This window comes from Paenibacillus sp. UMB4589-SE434 (genome assembly GCF_030226685.1).
Taxonomy (GTDB): domain Bacteria; phylum Bacillota; class Bacilli; order Paenibacillales; family Paenibacillaceae; genus Paenibacillus_B.
Window position 1 is genome coordinate 654,101 of record NZ_JASOYK010000001.1, and the last position, 25,097, is coordinate 679,197.

6 protein-coding genes are annotated in these 25,097 nt (G+C 48.4%); all 6 read left to right on the forward strand.

Annotation, left to right across the window (positions count from 1 at the left end; genetic code table 11):
- The first annotated feature begins 8 nt into the window (after positions 1-8).
- Positions 9-860: a CPBP family intramembrane glutamic endopeptidase gene (locus QP775_RS02980; RefSeq protein ID WP_285103470.1), complete on the forward strand. Its 852-nt coding sequence runs from the start codon at positions 9-11 to the stop codon at positions 858-860.
- Positions 861-927: 67 nt separating this feature from the next.
- The gene (locus tag QP775_RS02985) at positions 928-1,752 is read left to right on the forward strand and encodes a CPBP family intramembrane glutamic endopeptidase (RefSeq protein WP_285103472.1); all 825 of its coding nucleotides are present in this window, start codon (positions 928-930) and stop codon (positions 1,750-1,752) included.
- Entirely contained in the window at positions 1,749-2,549 is an 801-nt protein-coding gene (locus tag QP775_RS02990; RefSeq protein WP_285103474.1) for a CPBP family intramembrane glutamic endopeptidase, read from the forward strand. Before QP775_RS02985 ends, QP775_RS02990 begins: the two co-directional genes overlap by 4 nt.
- Positions 2,521-15,900 carry a non-ribosomal peptide synthetase gene (locus tag QP775_RS02995; RefSeq protein ID WP_285103476.1) on the forward strand — a complete coding sequence of 4,460 codons (13,380 nt, stop codon included), beginning with the start codon at positions 2,521-2,523 and terminating at the stop codon, positions 15,898-15,900. Before QP775_RS02990 ends, QP775_RS02995 begins: the two co-directional genes overlap by 29 nt.
- Before the next feature lie 55 nt (positions 15,901-15,955).
- Positions 15,956-20,140 (forward strand): type I polyketide synthase, encoded by a 4,185-nt coding sequence (locus QP775_RS03000; protein WP_285103478.1) that lies wholly within the window; start codon positions 15,956-15,958, stop codon positions 20,138-20,140.
- Positions 20,137-25,068: a type I polyketide synthase gene (locus QP775_RS03005; protein ID WP_285103481.1), complete on the forward strand. Its 4,932-nt coding sequence runs from the start codon at positions 20,137-20,139 to the stop codon at positions 25,066-25,068. Before QP775_RS03000 ends, QP775_RS03005 begins: the two co-directional genes overlap by 4 nt.
- Positions 25,069-25,097 lie beyond the last annotated feature (29 nt).

The following is a 25,097-nucleotide window of genomic DNA, read 5'->3' on the forward strand; positions in this document are numbered from 1 at the left end:
AATTGCTGATGAAAAAAGCAATCTGGATGATAGTAAACGTCGTCGTATGCATCGGATTATTTTTCCTTGTCCTGAATGTACACGGCTCCGCTTATAAAGTCCCTGCACTGCAAGCGTATACCGAGTTTATGATACGAAATCAGACGGTATTTATGGCAGTTACTTTTATACTTACCTTGCTTCTGTACGTGGTTTATTTTCGGATACAGGCAGGACTGCGCCGAGATCCGCAGCTCAAGCTGTTTAAATCCTTTCGTATGGATCGGCTCAGCAGCAAACAATTTCTGCTGTTATTGGCGATGGGGATCGCCGGCTGCACGTTTAGTATCGGACTTGTACTCATCGATTGGATTGAAGCTCATATGGCCGCGATTCCTGCGCTGGTCAGCAACTTGATGCATGCGGATTCGATTGTCTATGTCATTATAGGGGCAGGCGTGATCGCCCCTGCATTTGAAGAAATTTTGTTTCGAGGCATTGTATTTAACCAACTGCGTACGATGATGCATACAAGTCTGGCTCTGCTCATTCAGGCACTGCTGTATGCTGCGGTTCAGCCTGGATTAGAAGTGGCCCTGATTGGATTTGGCTCAGGCCTAATATACGGCATGTTATATGTACGCATGCAATCCATCTGGGCTCCGATTACAGTGCAGGTGGTGGCAATGAGCTCAATCTTCCTCGCTAAATATGCGGGACTGTTCGAGTGGGCAAATCGTTTAGGCCAAACAGCGCTTATCGTGATTACGCTGATTAGTCTGCTCTTCTTGTTTGGAGCTTCATGGCGAGTATGGGTACATGGTGCTAGAAGTGTGGAAACAGGGGCTGCAAAGCGTCCATCTGCTCCAACCGGCGCTTAGTGACATTGGAGGCTCCCGTTAGCGGGAGCCAGGTACCCCCATTTATAAGTCGAAAGGAGCATCATCTATGATTAAAAGAGTGGGGCTCATGTTAGTCTCCGTACTTCTGATCGTTGGTATTTACTTTGCTTGGTTTTATACCGTTAATCATCTATTTTTCACGTATTTGTATTCGCTGTCCCCTTGGTTTGAACGTAATACGCTGTTTATCATCATCTTAAACGATATCGTTGGATTTCCATTAATGGCCTTGGCATTATGGTTTTTGCTGCGCAAGTCTATATTCAAAGTAGCCCGCTATCAACGAATTGCGGCTGTGCCTGCTGTTTATGCGTGTATCATTGGGGCAGCGGCAGGAATATTCACGATTGCCTTCTCTATGCTGCCCGCTTTCCGGGGACCGGAGGGCAGTACGTTTATAGTGCTTCTGGATTATATCAACCGAGCAGAATGGTATGTCTTCCTTGCATTTTTACTGTTAGGAAATATTTATAAAGAGACTTTGTTCAGAGGCCTGCTGCTCAACGAATTTCGCACGGTGTTTCCAGTATGGATGGCGATCGTACTGCAAGGTATCATGTATGGTATTTTGTTTTTCCAAGGGGATCCGGTGTTATCCTTGTACGGCTTCCTTGGAGCTGTGATATTTGCTTTGTTGTATGTATGGTTTGATTCGATTTGGGCTCCTGTCATTGCGCAGATCGCTTGTCAGGGCGTGCAGTATGTCATGTGGAATTCGAATTTGGCGTTAAAAGGATTGCCTTTGCAAATCACTGTCATGGTTGTATCCATTCTGATTATTGGTGTATGTATGCGATACGCTCGGCGCCATCGCAAGGCGAGCCCGCCGAATATAAGTTATACGCAGCATAAAGGAGTGCAGGCAGTATGAAGCAGGTAGCGGCAGTGGCAAGAGTGCTAATGTTTGTCGTCCTGTACGTTGCTGTAATGTTTGCTGTCAATGCGGTCCTTTATCAAGGAGCCATTTATGCACCTTTGCATGCATTTGTACAACGTAATGCCACGATCGTGATGGCGGCCGCAGATCTAGTCGCCTTGCTGCTGTTTGCGGTATTACTGCCACTATTCGGTACAACGCTAGTTCGTATCGGTTCCTTTAATCGCTGGAACACATCACAGGTGCTGCCGGTTATTGGGCTAGGATTAAGTCTTGGCGTATTTATTCTTTCCTTTACGAGAATACCGCTTATTGCGGAAGTCGCTCCCTCGATTGCCAACTTGGTGACGTTTGTAGCTCAAGGAGAGCTCCTGTGGCTTGTGCTGCTTAACAGCGCTATTATCGGAACGTTATTCGAAGAATGGCTATTTAGAGGAATCATTTATAACAGCTTGCTTGAGAAGTTTAATAGCATGGTTGCAATTATAGGTCAGGCTTTATTGTTTGGTGTTGTATTTATGGATGTTGTCGTAGGAAGCTTTGCTGCGCTTGGCGCCATATTATATGCCCTTGTGCGGTATTTTACTGGGTCACTGTGGCCTGTTCTGATTACACATGCAGCCAGCACAACTACGATTATTGTGCTATCGCTACTTATAGATGGAACGGATTCGGGCGTAGCGATGAAAATGCTGATCGTAAGTGTGCTAATCCTTGTTGGCTGCATGGCCGCGATTTGGCGTAATGGAAGGAGGAGCTTGGATGTTTCAATTACAGCTGTTGGAAAATGAGACGTTAGAAAAGATGGAAGACGATAAGCTGGACGGATACATAGCAGAAGCTTCCTTACACGATATTGCCATCATTGGGATTTCGGCGAAGCTGCCTCTTTCCGCAACGTATGACCAGTTCTGGGAGTGTCTGCAGCAAGGGGTGGATGCTGTGGGTCCATTCCCTGACAGTCGTCGACTTCAAATGAAACCTTACCTAAACAAACTGCGGGTAAACGAGGAACGAGTCGTTTTTTTTGAGGGTGCTTATCTGGAGGACGTGTCCGAGTTTGATTATGCATTTTTCCGTCTATCGCCTCATGAAGCCGCTCTGATGAGCCCTAACCAGCGTATGTTTCTGCAGACTGCATGGCGGGCGATCGAGGATGCTGGTTATGGCGGCGATGGACTACGCGATACGAGAACAGGTGTATTTGTGGGTCATAATGCAGATACACTTCATGATTATAAACGTGTGCTGGAAACGTTGAGCCCACAATCGCTTTCTTTGGCGGCAGCAGGCAACTTGAGCCCGATGATTGCAAGCCGCATCTCTTATTTGCTTAATTTTAGAGGGCCGAGTCTCAGCATAGATACGGCATGTTCGTCATCTCTGGTCGCGATTCATCTTGCGTGCCAATCACTTAGAAACGGAGAATGTGACACGGCGCTTGCAGGAAGTGTCAAATTAAACCTGCTGCCGATGGATACGGGCATCCGGCTCGGCATTGAAGCGAGTGATTATCGGGCAAAGCCGTTTGACGAGGCTGCAGACGGAACGGGAATCGGTGAGGGTGTTGTGGCTTTTGTTCTAAAGCCGCTTCATAAAGCAGAGCAGGACAACGACTATATTTATGCTGTTATTAAGGGTAGTGCTATGAATCAGGATGGTGCGTCTGTCGGGATTACAGCGCCAAATGCGGTGGCGCAGGAAGACGTTATTATTCGGGCTTGGCAGGATGCGGGTATCGACCCTGAGACGGTCAGTTATATGGAGGCCCACGGCACGGGGACAGCACTTGGCGATCCGATTGAAATTGAAGGCATGACGCGGGCATTCCGCCGCTACACTGAGAAGCGGCAGTTGTGCGCTATCGGCTCAGTGAAAAGTAATGTGGGCCATTTGGATCATGCAGCAGGCATGGTCGGCATGCTGAAAGCGGTATTAGCGCTGCGGGCCAGGCAGTTACCGGCCACCTTGCATTTTCAGCAGCCGAATCGCAGTCTATCTTTGACAGAATCGCCCTTGTATGTCAATGACCGACTTTCAGCGTGGAAGCCGCATGAGGAGCATGCGGCAACACCTTTACGCTGTGGGGTGAGCGCATTTGGTATGAGCGGTACCAACTGCCACATCGTGTTGGAAGAGGCAACGCAGTTAGATGTATGCGCAGATCATCCCGCACTAAACACCAGCGAGAGTCGTTTCACAACACAATCAGCAGCTGCAAAAAAAGAGGGGCGTTGGCAGTTGTTTACGCTATCTGCCCAAACAAAAGCCGCATTAAGAAGGATGGCAGCAGAATATGCGCTGCGGATTGCATCAGCTCCAGCCAGTTGGAGTCTGGCCGACGTTTGTTACACTGCGCACATAGGACGCGGTCATTATGCATACCGCCTTGCCATTTTAGCCTGTGATCTGCAAGAGCTTGTCGTTAAGCTGCGATTGGCAGGTGAACAGTCGGATTTTATCGATAAAATGATGATGGTAGAGCAGGAATGTCCGTCAAGCTTCTCGTTTGCTGATATGTCTACTACGGCTATAACAGATCCCAAGCTTGAACAGGTGCATTCAACCTGTGGTGAAACCATCATGGATGGAATCTATGGCGGGCGGGTGTCCGAATTTCTATTTGCTGAGGCTGGGGCACAGAATTCGACTGTATCCGACCAACTGCTTCTAGCAGACAAGCTGACAAATGTGAGTCCTGATTGGCTGGAAGATAACCGTCTGGTACAGAAGTTAGCTCAGTCGTATATACAAGGGGCCTATATATCTTGGGATCGTTTATACGGCAACCAAGTTTACCGCAAGCTACCGCTGCCGGGATATTCCTTCGAACCGACGCAGTGCTGGGTGGAACCTGCTGCTGTGTCTTCTTGGGACTCACTTTTCTTGACAGGGGATCCTGGACAAGAGACGGAGCTGCCGCCAGAGCTGGCGGTGGAAATGAAAACAATTCTTGCTGACTGGCGGCGCAGATATGAGACTTGGCTTAGCACTCGTAATCCTGTTCTACCGCATGTTCGGCTCATTGCTTCACGGAGCTTGACAGGCAGTGATTATGACACAGCCCAAGTTCTGGTGATTGGCGAAGACTATAACTCGGTGGAGCAGCAGATTGCTGACTGGTGGGGAGATACGCTCGGTTATGAGGAGTTGGAACTGAACCGTTCCTTCTTTGAGCTTGGTGGCGACTCGATAATGGCACTTAAGGTGATGAACCTTATTTATGATAAATGGCAGATCCGACTTGAAGCTGCTCAATTATTTGCTTCGCCAACGATTAAGCTGCTGGCTCTCCTCGTTGCGGAACGAATAAATGAGTCGTTGCACGACGATCCCATTCCGCGGCTGCCTGAGCAGGAGACTTATGCTGTATCGCCAGCGCAACGCCGCCTATATCTGCAGCAGCAAGCAGCTCCTGCGGACAAGAGTTACAACTTGCCGGAAACGCTGCGATTAGAAGGAGCACTCGACGTTATCAAGCTGGAGCAGGCGCTGCAGACGTTAATCGCCAGACACGAAATGCTTCGAGGTTCATTCCTGATCGAAGACGGCGAGATTCGGCAGCGCATTTCAGACAAAGTGCCTTTTCATCTCCCTCTGATCGAGGCTAATGAGTCGGAAATGTCTGAGCTGCTCAGATCACACCATGCTCCTTTTCAGTTGGAGCAGGCTCCGTTGCTGCGGGCGGCGCTGTTCAGAATCTCTGAAGTTGTGTATGTACTATTTCTGGATATGCATCACATTGTATCAGATGGAACTTCAACAGGCTTGTTAATTAAAGAAATAATGACGTTATATACAGACGGTGAACTGCTGGAACAGAGTGTCTCTTACCGCGATTATGCCGCATGGCAGTTGGAGCGGAGCCATACGGAGGCGATGGAAGCACATCGCCGATTCTGGCTTAATCAAGGTCTCATGGACATGCCAGTGTTGGAACTTCCGACGGATTTCGCCAGACCTCCTGTGAAAAGTAATGTAGGCGAGACGTTTGACGTGTACGTATCGGCTGAATTAACGGCAAAGCTGCACCGTTTGGCACAAGCACAGCACTGCACCTTGTTTCCAGTACTTTTATCAGCTTATTATACGCTGCTCGCCAATTACTCCAATCAAACTGACATTGCGGTAGGAACGCCGATAGCAGGTCGATCGCGAACCGAACTGGAATCCGTGATTGGTATGTTTGTTAACACAGTTGTCCTGCGCAGCTATCCAGAATCAGACAAGACGTATCTCGAATATGTCAAAGAGGTTCAGGATACGATCCTGGCATGCATGGAACATCAGTATTATCCATTCGAAGAGCTGGTGTTAGGTCATGAGCGTTTTGATCCAAGCCGCAGCCCGTTGTTTGATACGATGTTTGTGATGCAAAATCTGGATATGCCGGAACTGAAGCTTGGAGAGGTACAATGCATCCATCAGCGATATGATCATCGGACGGCTAAATACGATCTAATGGTTCAGGCAGTTGAACGAGGGGAGCAACTGAGGCTAGTTGTGGAATACAGCGCAGCCTTGTTCCGACGCGAGACAGTACAGGTAATGATGAACCGTTATGTATATCTGCTTGAGCAGATGGTGGAGGCGCCACACTTAACATTAGGCAGTTATCGTATATTAACTGCTGAGGAAGAACTAGAATTAAGAACTTCGATCTGCTCCAACGTGGGGCCTTCGTTTGGTGAGATAGAGGGGATTCATCGGCGCATGGAGCGAATGACACAGCTTTATCCAGCGCGTACAGCGGTTGAATGTGGGCCAGACAAGCTCTCTTACCGGGAAGTGAATGAGCAGGCTAATCGTCTCGCTCGCGCACTGAGAACGAATGGGGTCAGTAAAGGGACTATTGTTGCCGTTATGGCTGAACGTTCCGTTAGACTAATTGTCGGTTTACTTGCTGTACTTAAAGCTGGAGGGGCATATATGCCGATTGATCCTTCTAATCCTGCAGATCGAAAAATGTATATGCTGCAAGATAGCGGGGCATCCGTTCTCTTAATAGAAGGGGAAAATCAGACGCTCCCATTTGCAGGAGTAAGTATCGATTTAGCAAGTGATCAATGGCTTGCAGGAGAGGCAAGTAATTTAGATTTGCCCACAGATCCGGATGATCTGATGTACGTCATTTATACGTCTGGATCCACGGGACGTCCGAAAGGGGTAATGATTGCTCACAGCAACTTTTATAACTTTGCCTACTCTATGAATGCTCTCTATGAAAATACGATCACACCTGAAGATCGGTTTTTGAGTTTGACCAATCTATCCTTTGATGTCAGTGTGTGCGAAATGTTCACACCGCTTATGTTTGGAGCAACACTTGTATTTTATCCGGATAGCGGTGTGCTGGATGTAAGAGCCATTGCTCGCAGCATCAGCGGATCAGGCATAACCTTTGCATATTTACCACCCACCTTACTGGGTGAGTTGGCTGCCTTACTTGAGAAACATTCGGATTCACTACGCTTGAACAAGCTGCTCGTCGGGGTAGAACCGATTAAAGACAGCACATTAGCCAAATTTAAGCGTTTAAATCCGGAAATGCGCATTATAAACGGGTATGGACCGACGGAATCTACCGTGTGCTCCAATATGTACGTATTCCAGGAACACGTAGTGGAAGGTCGCAATGTGCCAATTGGCAAGCCTATGCACAACGTTGAAGTGTACTTGCTCGGATATGGCAACAAGATCGTACCGACAGGCATTACTGGCGAATTGTGCATAGCCGGTGCTGGTCTTGCCCGTGGTTACTGGAACAAGCCGGAATTGACAGCGGAACGGTTTGTGCGTCATCCGTTGTTCCAAGACAAGACACTATACCGGACAGGTGATTTGGCCAAATGGCAGCCCGAAGGCAATGCTGTATTTATTGGTCGTATCGATCATCAGGTGAAAATACGAGGCTATCGCATTGAGCTGGGTGAGATCGAAGTTCATCTGTGTGAATACGAGGGCATACGACAGGTACTTGCGGTTACACGTGAAGAGGAGCAAGGACTGAAATATATTTGTGCATATATCGTCGGGGACCAAAATATTAGTAGGCTGATGCTAAGGAAATTTTTGGCTGCTCGCCTTCCTGAATATATGATTCCGTCATATTTTGTATCACTTCCAGCTATTCCACTCACGGCAAACGGCAAAGTTGACCGCCATGCGCTGCCAGAGCCGGACAAGCTTGCTGCATTAAGCGAGACAAGAGTGAAGCCGCGTACAGAAAAAGAAATGATGGTTGCAGAATTGTTCCGTGATATCCTCGGGATACCTGATGCAGGTATTCACGAACATTTCTTTGAATTAGGAGGTCACTCTCTTAAGGCGACGATGCTAGTGTCTCGATTAAGCCAAATGTTTAACGAGGAGATTCCTGTGTCAGTCGTATTTGAACGGCCTACAGTAGCGGAATTGGCGGAATATTTAGAAGAGAGAGAGCTTGTTCGGGGAGGCAGTACAGATAGAGATAACATACTTGACAGAGCGGAACAGGCAAGAGAAGTAATTGTGTCAACCGTACGTGCTGATCGTTATCCGACAACTGCAGCTCAACATCGTCTTTACTTGCTTGACCAGCTTCATAACGATAGTGTTGCGTACAATATGCCGGCTGCGGTAGAGGTCGTGGGAAATTTGGATTACAAGGCGCTAGCAGAGGCGCTGCAAGGTCTGGTAGATCGCCATGAATCACTACGAACTTCTTTTGCCGCAGATCACGACAAATCGGTACAAGTTGTACACGAAAAAGCAAGGATTGTACTGACAGAGCGGCAGGCAGTGGCAGGGGAAGAAAAGAAGATCATGGGCGAATTTGTCCGACCATTTGACCTCGCCACTTTTCCGCTGATCCGAGTGGAATTGGTTACGCTGGTAAGTAAGGAATCCGATTCTGAACAGCTGCAGACGAAAAATATGCTGTTGTTTGATATGCATCATATTATATCGGATGGATTCTCTATGGCTGTGCTGATGAAGGACTTGACAGCGTTATACGCAGGAATATCACTAGCTCCGTTGTCTATACAGATGAAGGATGTCGCAGTATGGCAAGAGCGGCAGCTTCAAGGCGCGGTTATGCTGGAGCAGGAACAATACTGGCTGGGGGTATTTCAGGGCGAACTGCCTATATTGAAGCTACCTGCTGATTATAAGCGACCTGAACTACAGAGCTATGAGGGAAGCCAGATATGGTTTGAAGTGGATCGTGAGTTAAGCGCACGAATTCGCACTAGCGCGAAGACGTGTGGTGTGACGTTGTACACGTATTTACTAGCGGGATACTTTACGCTGCTCAGCCGTTACAGTGGACAAGAGGACATCGTAGTGGGTACGCCGGTAGCTGGACGCACGCAAATCCAAATGGAACAAATTGTTGGCATGATGGTTAACACCGTGGCAATTCGAAGTGAGGCGAATCCCGATCTGACCATTAAGGAGTATGTCTCACGGTTGCAGCGCCGCATCATTGAAGCGATGGAGCGTCAGCATTACCCGTTTGAACGTTTGGTTGACAAGCTCTTTACGGCAAGAGATACAAGTCGAAATCCTTTGTTTGATACGATGTTTATTATGCAAAATATGGACAAAGCGGAACTGAAAGCAGCGGGCGTACAATTTAAGCCGATTCAATTGGAGCAGCAGATGAGCAAATTTGATCTGACGCTGGAAGCGGCAGAAGACAATCATATTCTGCGTTTCCATCTAGAGTATGCGACTCGACTCTTTGAACCTGCCACTGTCGCTCGTATGGCCCGTCATTATGTGAAGCTGTTAGCTGAAATGGCCGCAGATCCTGCTCGCCAATTAAAGGAGCTTGAACTGCTTGGTGCTGATGAGCTTGATCTGCTGCTGACAATCGATAACAAGAAGGAGCATGCTGACGAGCTGTGCGGAAGTGAACAAAGTCATGGGGAGCAGTTGTCGATTTCCGATAATCGGATGAAACGTGTCTACCAGTTAATTGATGAACAAGCAGCCAAGACCCCACAAGCAATTGCTATCATATGTGGGGGCGTATCGATAACTTATTACCAATTAAATGAGCGGGCAAATCAGCTTGCTTATACACTTCGGCAGCGTGGGGTAGGACCGGGTTGTATTGTTGCACTATTGGCTGGCAGATCTACTGAGCTGTTGATCGGATTGTTAGCGATTCTAAAGGCAGGAGGTGCATATGTTGCCATCGATCCATCATTCCCAAGGGAGCGCATTGAACTGATGCTGGAGGATTGTGGTACTAAGTTGGTATTGACTGAACGTGCATATGCAGGCTCGCTGCATGCTGCTGAAGAATGGCTGCTGGACGATCCGGATATGTACGCGGATAACAAGCTGGCTGCTCAATTGGAACAGGTTAACCATGAACATGATCTGGCCTACATTTTGTATACGTCAGGTTCAACGGGGCGGCCTAAAGGCGTCATGATTGAGCATAAAGGACTCAGTCACTTTATCGACGGCTTTGCGCAGCGGTTCGAGATGACGGAGGGACAGGCGATCCTGGGACTAGCTACAGTCTCCTTCGATATCTTTATCGTTGAGACGCTGCTTCCATTAACGCTTGGTATGAAAATCGTGCTTGCTAATGATGAAGAGAAGAGCGATACGACACAATTAAGCGAATTAATCCGCAAACACCACGTACAGGTGCTTCAGACCACGCCATCACGCACGAAGTGGTGGATTGCTCAGTCAGGTGATCTGAGTGCTTGGCAGAACTTGCATATTTTAATGATCGGTGCCGAGCCGCTGTCTCAACATTTGCTCTCTGAGCTGCAATCTAGCACAAAAGCACGCATTTATAATTTGTACGGCCCTACAGAAACGGCGGTATGGACAGCTGTTCAGGAAGTAACACATGTGGGACGTAGGTACGAAGAGCAAGAACAATCTCCACTGCAGTCAGACGAGCTTCTTGACCAGCAACCATTTAATCTACAGAGTCACCTTGAGCCTGCGGTTGAAATAACGATCGGAACACCAATTGCAGGCGCTGAGATGCTGGTGCTTAATGCAGACGGACGATTGCAGCCTATTGGTGTCTTAGGTGAAATCCACATTGGCGGGGACGGGCTTGGGCGCGGATATATGGCGCATGAAGATTGGACAATGCAAGCATTCGTAGATCATCCTTATCGGCAAGGTGAAAAATTGTATCGCACCGGGGATATCGGAAGACGCTTATCTAATGGACAATTTGCTTTTGCTGGGCGACGAGACCATCAAGTGAAAATTCGTGGCCACCGGATTGAATTAGGCGAGATCGAACACCAACTGTTGGCGCTGCAGTACGTGAAGGATGCCGTCATTCACGTGTGGCCAGCTCATCATGAAGAAGGTGATGTAGATGACTGTGAGTTATGTGCTTACATCGTCTGTTCGGATGAGATAACGACCGCTCAACTCCGCCAAGGCTTGCAGCGAAAGCTGCCGGAATATATGGTGCCTACTTACTATGTTAAGCTGGATGCCATTCCTTTGACGCCAACGGGGAAGGTCGATCGTAAAGCGCTGCCGCAGCCGGGGCAAGCGGATATCGCTGGGGAACGCATCTATGCCGAGCTGATTAGTGATACGGAGAAGTCGCTTGCCCTTATATGGCAAGACGTATTAAGCCTTGACCGGATAGGTGCGGAAGATCATTTCTTTGATCAAGGCGGTCATTCCTTGAAGGCAGCTATGCTGGTGAACCGTGTTCGTGAGCAATTCGGAGTGAATTTACTGTTAAGCGAAGTATTCCAGTACCCTACGTTAGCGGAAATGGCATCGAGAATCGATACGTTGGAGCCAGAGTCGTTCTTGGAAGGACAGCAGCAGAATCCGTTTGCGGACATACTGGAGCCGATACAGCCTATAGCCCCATACGATAATATGACTGTTCAAGGTAGTCAGCCATTGTCTATTGGGACGGATATGAAGAAAGATGACTCAGCAAATTTCCTAATGAACGCTGCATCTGCAGTTCAATCGGTCGCCGCGACTTCTGCTGACCGTGTCTTTAGGCCAGACACTGCTGAGGAACAGCAGCGCTCTGAGACCAATGATTCGCGCTCGCAAATCCAAGCACAGGAACATCAAACTATAAATGTGGAGACACGTGTCACCTACCCGCTGTCCAGCGCGCAAAAGCGGCAATTCATTTTGCAGCATCTCGGTGGCGACACCACGGCATACCATCTTCCTGTCGCGGTTGCAATCGAAGGTGAGATTGACTGCTCTAAGCTGGAACAAGCGCTAACAAGCTTGATTGAACGTCAATCGAGTTTGCGGACTTCTTTTGAAATGGTGGATGGGGAGCCTGTGCAGCGGGTTGAACCATTCGTTGCTTTTAAAATAGACAAGGCTGTTGTGGATGAAGAAGAGTTATATGACAACATGGGCTGGGATGACGAGGCATTAAGTGGTCTGATGAAAACGTTCATACGACCGTTTGACCTACAAGCAGCTCCGCTCTTACGTGTAAGACTAGTTACACTGGTCAAAAAGATAGGTTTGACTGGAGATCTCATCGTGTGCTCGGATGCCCAAGCGCAATCTCGATCAAATAAGCGCCATTTGCTGCTGATTGATATGCATCACATTATTTCCGACGGTATATCGTTGATGATACTGGTCCGCGAGTTGGCTGCATTGTACGGGCAGCAGCAGTTGGTGCCGCTTTCGGTATCGTATACGGACTATGCGAGTGTACAGCATTTGACACGGGAGAGCGATAGATACAAGCAGGATGAAGGTTATTGGCTTAGCACGATGAGTGGCGAGCTGCCTGTTCTTGAACTGCCGACGGACATGCCGCGGCCTCGAATGAAGAGTAATGATGGTAAATGTCATTATTTTCATTTGGATGCTAAACTTACATCTGCTGCTAAGCAGTTAGCGAGAGCTGAAGGGACTACGTTATATACGGTGATGCTTACAGCTTATACGACGCTGCTTCATCAATTGACTGGTCAAGACGACATTATTGTAGGTACTCCAGTAGCAGGCCGTGACAGAAGTGATTTGGAGCACGTCATCGGAATGTTTGTCAGCACCGTTCTCGTTCGCAGCAGAACAGCTGGCAGCGAGAGAATCAGACAACGCATTCAGCGCATGCACAGTGACTTGATGCAGGCGTTTGAGCATCAGGCCTATCCATTTGAGGACTTGGTGGACAAGTTGGCATGGAACCGAGACGCAGGACGGAACCCGTTGTTTGATACGCTATTTGCGCTTCAAAACATGGATGTCGCCCAAATGAGTACAGGTCAAGTTTCATTTCGTCCACTTCCGTTTGAGAGGCGTGCAAGCCAATTCGACCTTACCTTTGAAGCGGCAGAAGCAGAACATGGTATCCGCATTCGCTTAGAATATGCCACTGCACTGTTTAAGCATACAACAATTGAACGGATGGCGGAGCAATATCGATATATACTCCAACAAATGACGAGCAGTCCTGACACCGAATTGGATGCTCTTGCACTTCTTGACGATAAGCAGCAGCAGATACTGCTTGCTGAGTGGGATCTTATCCCCACACTTGCCATGAAATCGACAGCGATGCCAGTCTATCGTTTGATCGAGCAGCAGGCGGCAATGACGCCAGACAGGACAGCTATATGGCATGAAGGTAGAGAGGTAACCTATCGTGAACTAGACGATGGAGCCGCACAATTTGCAGTTAAGCTGCGCACGCTTGGCGTGGGACCTGATCGAATTGTAGGTATTCTAATGGGACGATCACCGGCATTGGTAACGGCAATCTTGGCAATTCACAAAGCAGGAGGAGCCTATATGCCGATAGATCCTGCCTATCCGCAGGATCGGATACAGTATATGCTGCGAGACAGTGGTACCACGCTAGTCCTGACCGATCACACAACTGTCGAGATCATCGAGGGCTGGGGCGAGCAGAAGGGATATAACCGATCGGTTATCAATGCAGATCCAGAAAAGACAATCGAACAACAAGCTGGTGAAGCTGAAATTGGATGGAATGGCTCTGTGCTGGATATAGAATCTTGGCTGCTGAATCTGAACAAATATGGAGCAGACCAATCCCTTGAGAGTAACAACTATAGCGCATTGAATGATGATCATTATCCGTCGGAATTAAATGCAGTTGCATGCACGGATGAATTATCACGTCTTGCTTATGTCATGTACACATCGGGTTCAACAGGTCGACCTAAGGGAGTAATGGTCGAACAGCGTGGGTTATCTCACTATATCGATTGGGCGCGAGGAGCATATGTTACACAAGCTGCCGAGACGTTTGCGCTTTATTCTTCAATTGCCTTTGATTTGACGATTACTTCATTATTCGTTCCCTTAACAGGAGGGCATCGCCTGATCATTTATGGAGATGATCTCACCATAGACGTTATATTGCAGCGAATCATGACAGAAGGTCAAGTCACAATTGCCAAGCTGACTCCTGCCCATCTGACGCTGCTTCCAGGTATGGATATCACAACAAGCACGGTACACTCATTAATCGTCGGCGGGGAGGAATTATCTACTTCAGTGGCAGCTCGGATCTCTAAAAATTGGCCAATACCACTTGCCATTTACAATGAATACGGTCCGACGGAAACTGTTGTAGGGTGTATGCTGCATCTGTTCGATGAGCTGGCTGACACAGGACCAGGGGTTCCCATTGGGAAACCGATTGCGGAAACGGCCATTTATGTACTAGACGCCAGCAGGCGGCTTGTGCCACCTGGCGTCATCGGTGAAATCTATATCGGAGGAGCCGGAGTAGCACGGGGGTATTGGCAGCGTGATGAGCTCACTTTAGAACGGTTTGTCCTGAACCCATTCCAATTAAATGAGCGGATGTACCGCACAGGTGATCTCGCTCGAATCACCTCACGCGGATTGATGGAGTATGTAGGGCGCGTCGACCATCAAGTGAAAATAAACGGATACCGAATCGAATTAGGAGAGATCGAAGCTTGTGTAACAGCTCACCCTTGCATCGATCAAGCAGTGGTTATTAATCGTTCTGATATGGGAGGGGCAATGCTTTGTTGTTACTATAGCATTCGGAACGAACATTCTCTTGAAGCCACTGCCATTAACGTGGCCGATGCGGGCTTACGTGAAGAAGAGCTTCGTGATTATTTAGCGGCTTCGCTTCCAGTCTATATGATACCCGCACATCTTATAGAGCTGCCTGCTTTGCCCCTTACGCAAAGCGGCAAGATTGATCGGCAATCACTGCCAAAGCCTATGCTGACTGTCAATGAGGATGATACCCAATCTTACATCCCAACAACGGATGCTGAAGCGACACTCGTGGGAATATGGCGTGAAGTATTGAGAATAGGACAAGTTGGTCTGCGTGATAACTTTTTCCGAGCAGGGGGCAACTCATTGCTGTTGATCCAGGTTTATCAGAAACTAGACCGACATTATCCTGATTTGCTGCGAGTAACCGACTTATTTGCCTATCCAACGATCAAGGATCTTGCTGAACAGATTACACGACGTCAAGGTGATAGTTCTGCAAGTGGACTGGCTTCTGTAGTACTGCTTGATGAGATGGTAGTGGAACGAGCAGGTGCATATGAGGAGACGACACTCCAAGCCAAAGTGGACCGCAACATGCAGCCAGAGTGGTTTGCTCCGAAAAATGACACGGCCGTTCAAAATGAACGCTGGTTGGAAGGTGTAATGGCAGCCTATGCATACGCACTGTATGAAGCAAGTGAAGGCGATCACGTACCAATTCATCTTGTGACGGCTTCTCGTGGAGCGGAAAGTAGGGCAGTGGTTATCCCGATTAATATGAATACCGTGTCCGATATTACGGAGTACGCTGAGCATGTATTACAAATGCATGCTGATGTTCGCACACGGGTTCAACTGGACTCTTACGAGATGCGCAATCTGATGAAGGAGACAACCCATCAGATTCGCAATGCAGTGTATCCATTGCTGGCGGTAGCCGGAAAGTGGGAGGGAAGCGGGTCTTGGCTGCGCAAGTACGGCTTACAACTTGTGGTGGATAAACAGGAATCCGAGATTACACTCTCGTTGACTTTCGACGCAGGCTTGCTGGACTGGGCTAAAATGCGCGAACTGCTGCAACTGATCGTAGAGCTCATGAATCAACTACGTTATGTCACACCGGATGTTGGTGTCATCTCACATTAGACACAAACAGGGATTGTATATGACTGAACAAATTCATAACTATGGAGGTTCGTTTATGAAAAAGAAATTGTTTGATCTGTCGATTCCTCCAAACGAATCAGCTCGTCCACCTGTTCAGGAAGTATCCAAACACGATATGGCTATTATTGGAATATCGCTTCGGATGCCAGGAGCCGACAACATCCGTGACTTCTGGCAGCTTATGCAGGAGGGAGCAGATTGCATTTGCAAGCTGCCGGAAGCAAGGGAACGTGATGTGCGAGGTCTTCAACAACTGGCAAACCGGTCTGAAGCGATTGAATTTGGCGAGGCAGGATATCTCACTGACATCGATGCGTTTGATTATGACTTTTTTGGAATATCACCAAAAGAGGCGGCGCTTATGGACCCACAGCAGCGCTTGTTTCTCCAAGTGGCTTGGGAATCGCTTGAACAGGCAGGTTATGGAGAAGCAAGAGTACGCAGCAGCAGCACAGGAGTCTATGTGGGCTTCAACAGCAATCACGCCGGCATATACCAGCAGATGGTACAGCATGCCGAACCAGAGGCTGTCAATATTGCGTTTGCAGGAAACATGGCGCCAATCATTCCGAGCAGAATAGCTCATTTGCTGGACTTAAAAGGACCTGCAATGTTGGTTGACACAGCTTGCTCATCTTCATTAGTAGCCGTACATCTTGCGTGTCAAGCGATCCGTGCTGGGGATTGTCAGATGGCGATTGCAGGCGGGGTACGAGTACAGCTGCTGCCAGTAAAAAGTGGATTTAAGATTGGAATCGAATCATCTGATGATCGAACGAAGACATTTGATGAGCGTTCTGACGGAACTGGGTGGGGAGAGGGGGTCGCAGCCATCGTGCTGAAGCCTTATTATAAGGCGAAACAAGATGGCGACCCCATCTACGCGATCATTAAAGGTAGTGCAATTAATCAAGACGGACAATCGGTTGGCATAACGGCGCCGAATCGCGAGGCTCAAGAAGAGGTGCTGATGCAGGCTTGGCGGCAGGCAGGCATTCGTCCAGATACACTTGGTTACTGGGAAGCGCACGGAACAGGGACGAAGCTTGGCGACCCGATTGAAATTGACGCAATCCGTAATGCTGTGGCTCGCTTCACTGATCGCAAGCAGTATTGTGCGATTGCTACAGTGAAATCCAATATCGGCCACCTGGATTCGTGTGCTGGTATTGCAGGCGTGATTCGCGCTGCATTGGCGCTTTATTATAAACAGCTGCCGCCGATGGTTCATTTTCAAACGCCGAACCGACAGATTAACTTTACAGATTCGCCTGTCTATGTGGAGACGGTATTGCAAACATGGGAGAGCACGCCAGACCACCCACGCCGATGCGGGGTTAGTTCCTTTGGTTTAAGCGGGACCAATGCACACCTTGTCATGGAAGAAGCACCGCAGCTTCAGTCTGCTTCAGGTGTGCAGCAACGGACTGGGTTCCATCTCTTTACGGCGTCTGCGCGCAATCAATCTCAGCTGCGCGTCCTGCTTAGACATTATCTGGAGCATCTTATGGCAGACGGTTCTGAATCAAGTCAATGTCTTGGTGATTGGTGTTACACCGTCAACACGAGTCGAGGTCATTATGCTTATCGTGCTGCCGTAGTTGTCGATACGTTGGAACAGCTTAAGCGAGTGCTGGAGCACATGGTTCTGGAAGGGACTGATCGAGTAGAACAATCAGATGGGATCTACTATGGTGACGGAGGGCTCGCGACAACTCAAGTCCATTCGTCCAGTGCAAATGAAGTTGATGATCATATGTATGATCGGTCGTTAGCTTTTGACTATAGCATGTGCGACGAGGCTTCACTTCATGTTCTTGCACAACGCTATGTAGACGGGGAAAGACTAGACTGGTCAGCCATGTATAACAATCAGATGTATCGCCGACTACACTTACCTGTTTATCCGTTTGCAAAACTGCGCTGCTGGATTAATCTGGGTCAGGACGTAAATGAAGGAGCTGATAATTGTGATGGTGCCGACTTGCCCGATCTTTATGTCCGCGCCTGGATCCCGTGTGCACCAACTTCATCTGAGGAGGATCATATAGCGGATTCAAGGCTGCCGGGTCAAACAGGAACCTCCCTGCATGCTTTTTCTGGAAGAAGGGTAATGCTTGTGCACCGTGGTCAGGTACGAGCACAGCAAGTAAAGGAATTGTTGTGCTCACGTGGTGTTCGTGTCACAGATCTGAAGCTAGGTACTGCATTTACAGCCCTATCGAAGGATGAATATGTTGTACGCGGCACACAGCATGATTACACGGAAGTGTTAACGCAAAGCGGTACAGACAATGAATATATAACACAAGTCATATTTGATATGACCCCTGATAACGAGGATGGAGATGCCAACGTGATGAACAGCAGGGCTCTGTTTACTCAGAGCCTGGAATGGGGGGTGTACACACAGTTTTCATGGATAAAAGCTTATTTAACTGCAGGTTGTTCACAGCCTTTAGACATGTTAACCATCGTGAGTCATGCCCATCTCGTCACACAGGAAGACAGACTCGTCAGACCGGAATATGGACCGGTTATCGGCTTTACCAAGTCTATTCCGCTTGAATATGGACACATCAGCACCCGGATTTTTGATTGCGACGCATTTACCACGGCTGAAGAGATTGCTGCTGAATTAGCTAACAGATTCGAGACTGCTGTAGTTGCACAGCGAAACAGCAAGCGATATCGAGAACAGATCCAAACGTTAGTATCATGGAATGATGTAAACACGGCATCTGAAGGGAGCGCTGAACTTCGATCACCTGCTATTCGCGTAGAGACGGATTTCTCTTGTGCCAATGGTCGGCAGCTTGAATCTGATGCGACTGCGGCCTCATACCAACAGTTTGATAGCAATCAGATCTTAAAGTCGGATGGTGTATATGTCATGACTGGTGGGACTGGTGGTATTGGACTCACGTTGGCGAGACACTTTGCAAGTCAGCATCACATCTCAATTGCATTAATTGGGAGAAATATACCCAGCCAGTTGTTGCAAAGGAATGATGCAGCTGAAGTTTATTTGACTGACGATGCTTCGTATCCACCTAAGCTCTTAGATAAGCTGCGCACAGCTGCACAGGACATCGAATCGCTTGGGTCGCAGGTATATTTCTACTCTGTTGATGTGTGCGATGAAGCAGCCGTGTCGGCGCTAATGGCGAGACTGCGGTCGAAATTCGGCCGAATAAATGGGATTGTGCATAGTGCCGGGGTGCCTGGCGAAGGATTTATTATTCGCAAAGACATGGAAGTGTTTCGTAACGTATTAGCGCCAAAAGTGCAAGGGACATGGAACTTGGAGCATGCGACTGCAGCTGATGAACTTGATTTCTTTATTCTTTGCTCTTCCATGACCAGTGCTTTCGGTGGGGCGGGCCAAAGCGATTATGCGGCAGCCAACGCTTTTCTCGATCACTTTGCTGCTTATCGAAGTCAAACTGGCAGTTCACGTACCATTTCCATACAGTGGCCGACTTGGCGCGAAACAGGGATGGCAGTTGAACGCGGCATCAATATGAATCATACGTGGTTTAAGCCAATTTCGAATCGTCAGGCCTGCATGATCTTGGATCATGTGCTTGCAGGAGGGCCTCCAGTTGTCATGGCAGGAGAATGGCAGCCCTCCGCTCTCCACGGCAGTACTGCGCTTACAGCAGCGCTGCCGCTATCCCCTGACATCCATCAGCGATTACAAGCAGCTGTTGCATCGTCTCAAAAGCAGGATGCAACTCCAGGGAGGCAGTTTAAGCCGGTTGTTGTTAAAGGGGAGTCAATCTCGGAAATGGCAGCCTATATTGCGCAGGTGTGGCGGGAAGTGCTTGGTTTTGAGGAATTTCATGCAGAGGCTAACTTCTTTGATATTGGTGGAGATTCGATCATGATTGTCAGCGTGCATCGCCTGCTTGAGGAGCGATACACAGGTGTGACGACAATGGTAGACCTGTTTATGCACCCTACAATCCAGTCTTTATCGATGTTCATCGACAAGCGGCTGCAAGAAATTGACGTTAAAGACTGCATGGAACAGCAAGTTGAAAAGCAGAAATCAGACACGCGAATTGGGGCAGGTCAGAATACGGATGTGAGTTCGTTAGATCAAGCTGAGTATGAAGCAGAGCTGCTTGCTTTATTTGATCAAGTAGAACAAGGGAAGCTATCACAGGGAGAAGCCTATCGTCAGTTGGACCGGAGGGAGGAGAAGCGCCAATGAGCAAATTACGCCAGACTATATTTGATTATACGGTTGCGGGAAAAATGGACAAGCGTGTCGGCGTTGAACTGCTTACTTTGCTTAAACAGGAGGAAACGGGCAGTCCACACGATATAGCGGTCATTGGAATGTCATTTGATCTACCTGGTGCTAACGGCGATGACGCCCTATGGGATGTCCTTGAAGGACGTCAGGACTGTATCCGCCCCTTTCCAGACGCACGTCTACAAGATGTGGCCGCTATGTTGGAGCAGCTTGGCATGACGGGGCTATCACTGTCTGAGTGTGGATATTTAGATGAAATTGACAAGTTCGACTATGATTTTTTCCGGCTTTCCCCTAAAGAGGCCAGTCTAATGGATCCGCACCAACGATTATTTCTAGAAACAGCATGGAAAACGATTGAGGATGCAGGATATGGGGGATCACGACTCAAAGGAAGTCGAACAGGTGTCTATGTTGGGTATAACGGCTGGCCTTTATACGAGCGTATGATTACCAGTACGATGCCAGGTCAGGCACAGATTGCGACTGCAGGCAACGTGTCCTCTATAATTGCAAGTCGAATTGCGTATTTGCTCGATCTGCATGGACCTAGTCTGCTTGTGGATACCGCATGCTCTTCATCGCTAGTGGCCGTTCATTTGGCGGTAAGAGCAATCCGCAGCGGAGAGTGTGACATGGCCATTGCAGGAGGGGTTAAGTTAAATCTGCTGCCTATGGTGCATGACAAAAACAATATCGGCATCCATTCCACTGACTTCCGAACGAAGTCATTTGACGCCAGTTCAGACGGAACAGGATGGGGCGAAGGTGTTGCTTCAGTCTTGCTAAAGCCGCTTGATCGTGCGCTGGCAGACGGAGATGTTATCCATGCGGTCATTAAAGGGAGCGCCACCAATCAGGATGGCAACTCCAATGGCATTACGGCGCCTAACGCAAGAGCACAGGAGGATTGCATCGTGCGTGCATGGGAGGATGCGGGTATTACGCCGGATACAATTCGATATGTGGAGGCGCACGGAACGGGAACCAAGCTTGGGGATCCGATTGAGATCGAAGGCATCAAGCGAGCATTTGGCCGCTACTCCGTGCAAGGGGAGCGAAGACCTATCGGCACGGTTAAGTCTAATATTGGACATTTGGACAGCGCTGCGGGCATTGCTGGTCTCGTCAAATCGATTGTCATGCTTAAACAGCGAAAGCTGCCGCCACTTCTTCATTACGTGAAGCCTAATTCACAAATCAACTTTGAAGACTCACCTGTTTTTGTGAATACAGAGACAAAGGTGTGGGAAGGAGATGGGCCGCTTCGCGTTGGGATCAGCTCATTTGGACTTAGTGGAACAAACTGCCACCTCATCTTAGAAGAAGCGCCGCTGCGCCGACCTCGACCGGGCTCGGATTTATCACGAGCCACGCCATACGTACTGACTTTATCAGCCAGAAGCCAACAATCATTAGAAGCAGTAGTCACTCAATACATAAATGCGTCCGGTTTATGGGATAAACAGTCGGCGAGTGACTATCATGATGAACCAAATACAGAATTTGAAAAGCTATCTTCTATCTGCTATATATCCAATACTGGCCGCGGCCATTACGAGTATCGGCTTGCATTAATTGTAAGCCACCTGACAGACGTGGCTGCACGACTGAACGAATGGCGACAGCAGCCTACAGGCAATCGTTATGTCTATTTCGGACAGCATAAGTTGACAACACGAAAGAAAGAAGACGGGATTGCGATTACTGAAGTAGAACAGCGCGAGTTAGGGCGACAAGCAAGTGAAGTTATATCGCATGCCTTGACGTATCAAACCAAAGAGCAGACTACAGTGTATATGGAACATCTGCAGCAGTTGGCTGTGTGGTATGTGCGAGGCGCGCAGGTGCCATGGGAAGAACTATATTCTGTACATTCTCCTGCTGCAATTAGACTGCCGGTCTATCCGTTTGAGCGCAAGCGGTGCTGGCTTGACGCTTCTTGGTTGGTAACAGCACCTCCCACGACTGGAAGGGAAGATGACGCAGCGGTTCATCCCTTGCTGGAGCGACTTGCTATACGTACATTTGACGAAGAGGTGTTTATTACCTCATTTCATCCTGACAGACACTGGGTACTAAGTGATCATCGAGTGCTGGCTTTTCCTACAATTCCGGGCACAACCTATATCGAGATGGCGCGTAAAGCCTGCTCTGCTTACGTTAACGATGATGTGTTGGAATTTAGCAATGTTTATTTTCACACGCCGATGGTGTTTAGGCAGAGCCAAGCGATTGAAACACATACCATTGTAAGGCGTGTTGGGAGCGGCTTCGAATTCCGTATCGTAAGTAAACAGGACAAACATACTCCAGAAGCACCGGAATGGCTTGTTCATGCAACTGGAGCCATAACCGTCAGGCCTAAGAAGATGGCGCCAGTGCTGGACGTTACGAGTGTTCGCTCACGTCTGGAGCAGCAGGATTGGGGAGCAAATTATGAAGTGCGCAATCCGGCTATTCAGTTTGGCCGTCATTGGACGGATATTCGCTTTGAAGAAGTGTACAAGGGTGAAAATGAACTGCTCTTACATTTATCATTGCCGGAGTGTTATGACATGGAAAGGCTGCAAATGCCCTTTCATCCCGCATTGATGGATGTGGCGATCACCTTTTGTGGCGACATGATTACAAGTGGCATGTATTTGCCTTTTATGTATGAAGGATTACGTGTATACGGTGAGGTGCCTTCCACCTTGTATTCTTACATCCGAATGGAGCCTTCTGCCGCCGAAGATCGCGCAAAGGAAGTTGTGCGTATGAAAGTGACGATCTGTGATGAAGCGGGAAATGTGGTCGTGGATGTGGATCATTTTACGCAAAAGAAAGTTCGTCAGATCGACACGCTTCGTCCAGACGAGCCGCATTTGTTTCGCAAAGAATGGGTAACCGATTCCTATCAGGGCAATGAAGCTGTTGAAGGCAATGAAGTCATAGAAAGTCTGAATCCGGGGGAGACAGTGCTGCTATTTACGGACCAATCGCGAATTGCTAAGGACGCGGCAGACGAACTGCGACATCAAGATATACAAGTGATTGAAGTCGAGATCGGAACATGCTTCTCACGCACAGCATCCGGATTTACGGTAGGTGCAGCGGCAGCTGATTATGAGGAACTGATTGCAGCCATCCGAGATCATCATGTGTCGTATGTACTGCATATGTTGCTTGCGGGTGAACAGGAACCTGTTGATACACTTCTGGACCTGCATAAGCGATTGGACGATGGTGTGTATAGTCTCTATCACTTGATTCGTAGTTTTGTCAAGTTGATGCCAGGTACCCCTGTTCACCTGGCCGAGGTCTTGAGATATGCCGATATCGTGACTGGAGACGAGCCTTATCTACAGCCGGACAGCTATTCGCTGACGAGTCTAATGAAAGTGATTAGCCAAGAGCATCATCATATTCACACGGCCTGCATTGATTTAGATGATTACACGCCGGCTTCTGTCTGGCTCCAAGAGCTTGCATCGGATAGTACAGGGCTCTATTGTGCTTATCGCAACGGCATCCGTTATGCCGAACGCTTCGGTGTTGTTCCTGCTGCTTCTTTGGACAGACAGCCACTTGAGTACCGTTCTGATGGGGTTTACGTAATAACTGGCGGAACAGGTGGTTTGGGCTTGGAGGTGGCTAATTATTTAGCTGGATGTGGTGCTCGTCACCTTGTTCTTCTAAATAGAAGCGGATGCCCAGAGCCTGCGCATTGGGAAGCAATCTTGAGTAGTTCAGATCAACCCAAAACGGCTCGTGTAGTAAGAGCACTTATGGAATTGAAGCAGCAAGAAGTAGAGGTAGCGGTGCAAAGTGTAGATTTGTCGAATATGGATGACCTGCGTACCTGTTTTCAGGACATACGCGAACGTTATGGAGCAATACACGGTTTGTTCCACTGTGCAGGTGTTGCAGGAGAAGGTGTAATTACTCGCAAGTCAGTGCAATCTTTTGCGGGCGTCATGTCACCAAAGGTAGAGGGGACTTGGCTGCTAGATCAGGTTACGTCTGAAGATCAGCTGGATATAATGGTTCTGTTTTCTTCCTTTTCCAGCATAGTGGGCGGTTACGGCCAGGCGGATTATGCGACAGCTAATGGATATATGGACGGATATGCAAAATTGAGAAGTCTGCGCGGGCGACGCACGTTATCTATTAATTGGCCTGCGTGGAGCGATGTCGGCATGGCGGTGGATTATAATGTGGACTTCCATAGCAATATACTTCATGCCGTTTCAACTAAGCAGGGATTAGCGATGCTGGAAGAATTGATGGATATGCCAATCACGAATGCAATAGCAGGGAATATCAATTGGTCTATTGCGCTATCGGCAGGTATTTCTGCCATGATGCCGCTATCCATCGAACTGGAAAGCTGGATGAAGGAAAGTGCCCTTCAATTGCGGTTTACGGACAAGCAGCAGGCTGTTCATGAACAGACCGGGACAGCATGTACCGTAAGTCTTCTGGGTACAACTGCTGCAAATGAGACCGAGCAGGGACTGGCACGCGTATGGGGAGAACTGTTTGGTAGACAAGAAATTGATATCGACGATAGTTTTTATGACCTCGGGGGAGATTCCATACTGGCGATCACGATGCTTCCCCAACTTGAACGTCTCTTCCCAGGCACAATAGATATTTCAGATTTATTTATGTACCCTACCATACGAGAACTTAGCAAGTATATTGAGGATCAAAGAGAACAGGCGAGGAATCAAGAAGCGGCAGCTGCTGATGAAAAACACATGATTGTCGGTACAGATGTGCTTGAGGAATTCGACTTGGATGAACTCTTGACGCAGGTTGAACAGGGAAGCGTGTCCGTGGATAGCGCTAGCGATCGTTTGCATACCGTCAACACGCATTCCAGCACTAATTCATAAGAGTGTCATTCATGGTTGCATAACTATCC